Raw genomic sequence first — 7,691 nt, forward strand, 5'->3', positions numbered from 1 at the left:
CACATCAGCCGGCCAGCGCTGGTGCATGCGGCGCAGGATGCCGGCGAGGTCGGACTGCCAGGAGTCCTCGTGGAAGGCGTAGTCGACGAGGTGGAGCGTCATGTCGGTGCCGCCGCGGCGGGCGCGCCCGGCGAGCTGGATCATGTCGACGACCATGCCGGCGACGATCTCTTCCTGCAGGACGTGGGCGGTGCTGATGAACCCGGGCGCGGACCGCATGATCATGCCCATGCGGGCCCAGGCAGCGGCCCTGGCCTCCCTGAGATCCCCTACCGGCTCGGCGGTGGGCATGGAGGGCAGGGAGCCGATCCCGGCGGCGTTGACACTGGCGTACATCTCCGCCGGATCGGTCAGCAGGGCCAGCGGCCGGGTGCACAGATAGACCGGCGTGATGGCCGACTTGGTGCCGATGACGATGTTCAGGCCGCGGGCGATCCGCGCCATCGGCACGACAAGGATCTTCCCCCGGCGGGGGAAGTCCTCGAATTCGTCCGGGGTCAGCTCTGTGATGCCGGGTGGCAGAGGCGGCAGCTTGGCCCGCCAGTGCCGGTCGGCTAGGCACGGCGACACACAGGCCGCCGGTGTACTGGCCCGCGGAGTGGATGCCGAGCGCGAGATGGCGGCAGTGCTCGTAGGAGTTGACGACCACCGCCGCGTGCGCGCGGTCGGGGTCGGTGCGCGCGATGCGGGCGAGCTCGTCGTGGATCACCGTGTCGTAGAGACGGTCACCGAGTTTGATCAGCGCTTCGCGTTTGTGCTGCTGGGGGATGCCGGAGATCTGGATGGCCCGCTGGGTGACCGAGTCGGTGATCATGCGGCGCTTGGCGCGGATGCTGTCGGGCGCGGCATCGGTCATCCACCACTTCACGTCCGCGTGGACGTGCTCCCGCACGGCCTGAGGGAAGTAGGCGGTGGCCGACAGGCCCAGCACCGGCCGTTCCACACCGGCCAGGGCGAGGGAGACGATGCTGCCCAGCTGAGCGGTGTAGGTGTGGGGGTCGCCGCTGATGCTCTGCGCGGTCAGCTCAGCGTTCTTGTGGGGATTGTCCAGGCCGGTGACCCGGTAGCCGGTGATCGCCTTGCCGAGCATGCCGTAGGGCAGGATGTGGGCGGCCACCCCGGTCTCCAGACGCTGGGCGAGTATGCGGGCCGAGCGCATCCCCAGCGAGCGCAGCTGACCGGTCTTGTTGCGCAGCAGGCCAAGGGTGTCATCGAGCTCGGCCAGCCACATCCGCACGATCAGCAGCTCGACGGCCTCGCCGCGGTCGTGCGGATCCTTGACGACGTCAAGCAGCACTTCATTCAGTTCCAGCTGGACGGAGGCCAGCAGGTCCTCCCCGCGGGGCGCCAGCAGGTCGCCCAGCAGCCGCCGCACCGCTTCCAGATGTGGCGGCAGGCTGGCATCCCCGGCCGCCTCGTCGGTGTCGTCGGATGTGGGCGGAGCCGGGCGCAGGGCTTTGAGCTGGTCGAAGAGGTGGTCGGGGATCTCCTGCTCGCTGGTGATGCCCTCGTCGGGAAAGAGCAACGTGATCAGACGCCGGTCCCGGCTGCCGGCCAGGTGCCAGCCGGTGCTGTTGACGCCGGGCCGCTCACGGGAGGGCCCGTGGCCTTCGTAGTGGCGCAGGTGCAGCAGGTCTTCGCAGACGCTGGCCAGCAGGAATTCCGACAGATAGCGGGCGTGGCTGATGGTCGGGCACAAGGCCTTGACCGCGTCGGGCGGAAGTTTCGCCTTGTCCTCGTCCAACTCCCGCAAGGGCACGGTCGGCTGGCGCCGCGAATCCAGGACGAGCTCGCTGGAGCACAAGTCCAGGGCGGTCGACTGGAACTGGTCGACCTCATCGATCATGACGGTGTGCGAACGGCGCAGCACGAACTCTGCCACCGACACATCGGCGACGGCCCGCCCGTCCAGCCGGATGCCCAGCGGAAAGCGACCGGTCATGAAGTTGTGGTGATTGGTCACCACCACCGAGGCGGTGCACGCCTGCCGGTGCTGGGCATACTTGCCGCAGGTGGCCGTCCACGGGCACGCGGCCCGGTCGGTCGCCGGCGGCAGTGGGGACAGCCCGCGGCACGGCTCCTGGCCGGGCGGGTACGGATGGCTGGACTGGGTGTGATGGCTGAGCGCGCAGCCGTAGGAAAGCTGGTCCAGCTTCCACAGGGTCTTGTCCGACTGCTCCAGCAGACTGCCCTCGATGCGGGCGGCGGCCTTCATCGCCCGCTCGTGCAACCGCGAGGGTGACATCAGCGGCGTGCAGGTCTCCGTACGGCCCAGCTGCTCAAGATCCTGGCTGATGTCCCAGGCCGCGGACAGCGTGGCCTCGACCGTCGGCAGCACGAGGGTGACCGTCAGGCCGTTGACTGCATACCAGGAGGCGGCCACGCGCACCAGGACACTCTTGCCGGTCCCGGTGGGCGCGTTGAGGATGCCCATCGGCCCCGCCCCCAGCCGGATCAGCTCCTGCGCAGGTACCGCATCCGTGGTCTGCAACTGCGCAAAAAGGTTCTCCAGGACCGCGTGCACGTACCGGTCCGCGGCCGGGTAGCGCCCGTCGATCAGACGGGCCAGCTCGAGCAGCTCCCCGGCCGGCAGGGCAATCTCCTCCTGGTAGGGCACCGTGCGCACCTCGGGCAGCTCCGCCCGGGCCGCCGCCTCCTCTTCGCCGCCGTCGGCGAAGACAGGGATGACGGTGCGCCCCTGGATGAGCCCGGAGCCGGCCGCGTACTGCGTGCGCGGCAGCCAGATGCCCGGCCCGGCCGGCTCGTCCGGGCGGCTGCGGGGGTGATCGCGGCGCAGCCGCTGACGAATCCGGTCGACATACTCCAGTAAACCCCCGCCCACCAGCGGAACAGCCGCCTCGGCCCGCCCCACGGCGGGATCCGCGGACCTGAAGGGCAACGCGGCCGGCTCGCCGTGCGCGAAGTCCAGCAACTCCCGCGCGCGGGCGGCGAACACGGTGGCAGAGGCCAGTTCCTGCGGAGCGAGCGCCACCACCGCGCCGATGCGCTGCTTCTCGTCGTGCGGCAGGTCCCGCCACCGCGCCCACTTGTCGAGCTGGCCGCTGAGCAGGAACGCCGCGTCCCGGAACGAAGCGATGGCCCTGCCGCCTGCCTCCTCTTGGCGCGGGAAGTAGTGGGCTGCCAGGGCTAGCGCGGCCCCGACCGCCCCGGCCGTCTTGGACAGGCGCCTGGCCTTGGTCACTGCCATGCCGCCCCCGCCTTCTTGCAGATCAGTTCACCGATGCCGCTCGCCGTCGCGGTCTTCAGCCCGAACTCGCCCGCCACGGTCCCCACCAGGTCCAGGCTGGATTCGCGGTAGTCGGGCACCACCAGCCACTCGGCGCCGCCCCGGTCCCCGCCGTCCGCCTGGATCTTCTTCGCCAGCAACAGGGCGGAGGTGTAGTCCTTGACGTCGATGCGGAACTCCGTCCGCCCCGCACCCTGCCCGGCGGCGACCTGCAGGTCGTAGGCATCCAGCTCCGGCCACAACGCCACCGACAGGCCCCGTTCGCTGAGTGCGTCGAAGAGGGCGACCTCGACGAGGCCGGGCACGGTCGTCCAGCGCCACACCCCCCGAGCCAGCGCCTTGTGCCCCTCCACGGGCACCGGCTCGGGTACCTGCCCGGTCAGATCCGGGAACAGCACCGCCTGCGCACCCGACAGCGCAGCCGGCCGGGACAGCGGATGCAGCAGGGGAGCCCGCCCGGCATCCGGGAGCCTGAAGGAGTACGCGGCTCCCCAGGCCGCATGCGGGCGATGGAAGCAGCGCACACTGCCCGTCCTGGTCCCGGCCCGGGTGCCGTGCACAGTGACCTTCATCGGCCAGTGGCAGACCGGGCAGGCGAACCACCACCGGTCCCACGTCGCATCGAAGGAGACGGGCCGATAGAACTCCGCGACGCTGCTGGGCAGATTCAGCCGCCGCAGCTGCGCATCGGAGCCCGCTGGCATGCGGATCAGGCTGGAGCGCCCGTGCACGTAGGCGTCCTGGTCCATGCGCTTGCGCAGCGCGGTGAAGACCCGGTCCTGGTCCATCTCGGCCTCCAGGTTCCGGGTGCTGGCCGGCCGCCCGCCGTGCGTGGTCTTCGCCAGCGCGCGCAGGACCACCCGCTGCTCGATCTCCAGGTCGAAGAAGTCCTCGTCGAAGTCGCTGTCCGGGTCGATCAGGCGGACTCCGTCCATCTCCTCCGCCGGCACGGAAGCAGGCAGCAGCCGGGCCAGGTCTCCCTGCAGCAGTCTGCGGAACCGGCTGAAGAGCAAGGGTGCTGCCGGGCCCCGGGCCGCCTGGACGCGCCCGTAGGCGTCCAGCAGCGTGCCCAGCCGTCCCTCGGCAGGCTGTTCGGTGTCGGTGAGCGCCTTGGCGGCCATCGCGGCCGCCGCCATCACCATGTGACGCACGGCCGCATCGGAAAGCCCGGCCTCCGCCGGAGAGTTCGCTAAATCCACGGCACGCACCATAAAGGGCGGCACTGACAATCGGCCGCCCCCGCACATGAATTCGCACAATGGTTCGAATTCAGTTTTCCGAAACACGCTCCACGGCCGTATCGGCGGCAATCCCCGGGTACAACTCCCGGTAATCCGCCGCATGGTGACGGATGTGATCCCAGCCGGCTGCGGTGACCACCCACCGATACACCCGCTCCTGGTGCCCGTCGCCTTCGTCGGGCAGGCAGTCGATGAATCCGCGGCTCAGTGCGCCGCCGGGACGGTAGCCGGTACCGAGATAGAACTTGGCCCGCCCCCACAGGGCGTCCTCCGCCAGCCCTGCCTCGCCTGCCTCGGCCACTTTGACCAGAACAGTCCACAGCCACTGCGACAGCAGATCCCCCGGGGCGTGGCCGGCGGGGCGTTCTTTCAGGCCTGCCCGCACGCAGGCTCGCCCCGCACGGGTCATCTCGACCACGACGCGTGGCACGAACCCGAGCGGAAACACCTCCACCTCGTCCTCGCTCACCCGCAGCAGATCTCGCCGCGCCAGCGCGTGCAGCGTCGCGCCAGCAGCCGAGCATCGTGCCAGCCCTCCGCCCGCAGCCGCTCCTGGATGCGGGTGTAGCCGGTGAACGCCGGATCGGCCCTCACCGTGAAGGGGATCCGACGCCACTGCGCCGCCCGTCCCGGGGCATGCCCTGCTGCCCGGCTCCCCGCGGCTCGCTTCTCAGCCTGCTGATCCTCCCGGAAGCACGCGACCAGATAGGCGCGCTGACGTCGCGTGAGCTCTTCCCATGTGCGGGAGCCGGCACGCCGCTGTCCCTGCTCACGGTCTGCCGTCCGCGGTGCCCGCAGCAGGTACCCCTGCTCCGGAAACGACCTGAACCAACTGCGGCGTACCGTCCGCACCGGCACACGGTAGATCTTCGCCAGAGCCGGGATGATCTCCTGCAGCGCCTCCTGCGACAACCAGGCCGTCACCGCACGGCCGTTCTCCATCGCCTGCAGCTTCCACTCCGTCACCCTGCCCAGTTCGTCGGGCAGCGCCGCGTCCAGCAGGGCAACCACATCCACCCGGTCCAGTCCCGCAAACCGCCGCAGGTCGGCCAGCGACTCCTCACCTGCAGGAACCCCCGCCAGCTCGTGCGCAGAGGTCCTCAGCGCCTGGGCCATCAGGCGCAGCCGACGCGGTGAAGGGGCGTGAGCACCCTGTTCGTACGAAGCGATCTGCCGGGCCGACACCCCGATCACCGCGCCCAGCTGAGCTTGCGTCATGCCAGCCTTCCTTCTCAACAGTACGAGCGAACCCGCAGCGAACGGTTCGATCCGTCGAGGCATGGCGCCATTATAGACTTCCTGAAGTCTATAATGGGAGTCGCGCAGGCGCAGCAACCGCCCGTCCGAGTGGCCAGGTTCGCTCTTGCCGACAGGAAGGTCCCACATGCCCTGGGCGAACTTGGCGTTCTGGCTGCGCTGAAGGATCACGACGCGACCCGTGGCTTTGTCGTGGACGATGACGGCGGCGACCAGCAGGGTCATGGATGCGAGGGCGGGGGGGCAGGGCTTAGGGCTGGTCGTCTGTAGTCCGCTGAGCCACGGCTTGTGTCCCTTCATCGGTCGGATGGTGGGGCCGACTCAGACCATGCACCACTGCAGCACACCAGCACACCAGCACACCAGCACACCAGCACACCAGGACAGCATGCACAGCACCCCATCTGCGAGCTGAAGGCCACGCGCGACGGCTATCCCGACGCGCAGGCTGCGGGGTTCACCTTCCGGCGGCGGGCGGCGCACTCTTTGCGTGCTGGCTGCCGTCCCAGTTCCGCCGCGGTCCTGGCCGGCTTTCGGCTAAGCCCTGGCTGCCGGGCTCTGCGAGGCGGGCACTGACGTCTTCGCCGCCATGGGCTCGCCGTTTCCGATGTCGCGAGAACGGTCACCACGGGGCGGCGGGAGTCCCCTCGGCTGTCAGCCCGTTCGCCAGCAGCGCCAGCCACTGCCGGTCGGGGTCGTCGTCCTTGCGCTGCACGGCGAGTTCTTCCAGCGCCTGCCGGTCCCCGGCGTCGGCGGCCGTGCGTGCGAGCTGCTCGGCCTGCGCGAACTCGCCCGCTGCCTCGAGGCGTTCAGCGAGCAGCCCCGGCGCCCATGCCAGGGCCTCGTCACAGGCGTGTCGCAGCAAAGCCGTGGCGTGCTCCCCGGTCCGTTCCCGCGCCAGACGACGCAAGGCCCAGGACCGCTGGCCGGCCGGTGCCCTCCAGGCGAGCTGCTCGGCCTCCTCCCACTGCCCGCCCTCCTCGCGGCTGCGCACCAGCTCCCACAGCGGCGTGGTGTAGCCGCGGGCGGCGGCGTGCAGCGCCCACTGGTCGGCTTCACCGGCCCGACCAGCCTGTTCGGCCCGCTCCATCAGCATCTTCACCGCCTGGCCCACACGTGCCTGCGCCGCACGCTCCAGCAGCGTGCGGCGGACGTCGTCCGTCACCTGCTCGTCGTGCACCGCGCGGTAGGCCTGCACCCACAGCGCCCATGGGGTGCCCTGCCCCACCTCCCGGTCCAGCAGGGCCTGTGCCTCCTGCTCCTGATTGCGCTCACGCAGCCGCCGCAGCAGCCGCTCCAGCGCCCAGGCATTCCCGGCCCGGGTAACCTCCCCGAGCGCGTCGTCGCCCGCCGCCGCGCCCTGCGTGGCGTCCAGCAGAGCCACCAGCTGGCGCAGCGCCCAGGTCTCCCCGGGCGGCATGGGCAGCACCGCCGGGTTGACGTAATCGAGCAGGGAGCGAGGGCCTGCTTCGAAGTTGATGAAATCCATGCCCTCCTCCCGCTGGCGGCGTCGGCGTTCGAAGACCTCGATTGCATCCCCGTACAGCCTCGCCGCGTCAGCGGCACGCCCTTCGGCCTCGGCCTGTTCGGCGAGGGTCTTCAGCGGGGTGGCTTCGCCCGCAGCGAAGGCCTCCCGGGCCGCCTGCTCCACCTCGACCGTTCCCTCCGCCAGTGCGGCCAGTTCGCCCATCGCGCGGCGGTCACCCGCCGCCCGCAATGCTGCCCGGGCACCATCCAGGTCCCCGCGCTCACGCAGGTCGTCGGCGTAGGCGCGCAGGATGTCCGGATCGCTGCACTGGGCGACCTCGGCATACCAGCGCTCCGCATCCTCGGCCTTTCCGTCCAGTACCAGCGCGCGGGCCAGGTGGAGCTGGGCCGTGGGATGGCCACGCCCGGCGGCCTCCCGCACCAGCTGTTCGGCCTGCTGGTAATGCTCCTGCTCCAGC

Annotated in this window: 5 protein-coding genes and 1 pseudogene; all 6 read right to left on the minus strand. The window is 70.5% G+C overall.

What is annotated here, in order from left to right; genetic code table 11:
- Nucleotides 1-4: 4 nt before the first annotated feature.
- Nucleotides 5-3,208, minus strand: a complete 3,204-nt coding sequence (locus L3078_RS44460) for a hypothetical protein (protein ID WP_239760142.1) — start codon at nucleotides 3,206-3,208, stop codon at nucleotides 5-7.
- Nucleotides 3,199-4,389: a restriction endonuclease-related protein gene (locus L3078_RS44465; protein WP_239760740.1), complete on the minus strand. Its 1,191-nt coding sequence runs from the start codon at nucleotides 4,387-4,389 to the stop codon at nucleotides 3,199-3,201. Before L3078_RS44465 ends, L3078_RS44460 begins: the two co-directional genes overlap by 10 nt.
- 127 nt (nucleotides 4,390-4,516) lie before the next feature.
- A complete protein-coding gene (locus tag L3078_RS44470; RefSeq protein ID WP_239760143.1) occupies nucleotides 4,517-4,957 on the minus strand; it encodes a hypothetical protein in 441 nt (146 codons plus the stop codon).
- Entirely contained in the window at nucleotides 4,954-5,769 is an 816-nt protein-coding gene (locus tag L3078_RS44475; RefSeq protein WP_239760741.1) for a helix-turn-helix domain-containing protein, read from the minus strand. Before L3078_RS44475 ends, L3078_RS44470 begins: the two co-directional genes overlap by 4 nt.
- A 69-nt stretch (nucleotides 5,770-5,838) precedes the next feature.
- Nucleotides 5,839-6,028 (minus strand): annotated as a pseudogene (locus tag L3078_RS44480) (NUDIX domain-containing protein); the annotation flags it as partial.
- Between the two features lie 339 nt (nucleotides 6,029-6,367).
- Nucleotides 6,368-7,691, minus strand: a 1,324-nt coding sequence (locus tag L3078_RS44485) for a hypothetical protein (RefSeq protein WP_239760144.1), incomplete at its 5' end; no start/stop codon positions are given.

This window comes from Streptomyces deccanensis, assembly GCF_022385335.1.
GTDB lineage: Bacteria > Actinomycetota > Actinomycetes > Streptomycetales > Streptomycetaceae > Streptomyces > Streptomyces deccanensis.

Excerpts from the sequence above, each read along its gene's own strand:
- L3078_RS44465 (WP_239760740.1), bottom strand. The coding sequence starts at position 4,389 with ATGGTGATGGCGGCGGCCGCGATGGCCGCCAAGGCGCTCACCGACACC.
- L3078_RS44460 (WP_239760142.1), bottom strand. The coding sequence starts at position 3,208 with ATGGCAGTGACCAAGGCCAGGCGCCTGTCCAAGACGGCCGGGGCGGTC.
- L3078_RS44475 (WP_239760741.1), bottom strand. The coding sequence starts at position 5,769 with ATGCCTCGACGGATCGAACCGTTCGCTGCGGGTTCGCTCGTACTGTTG.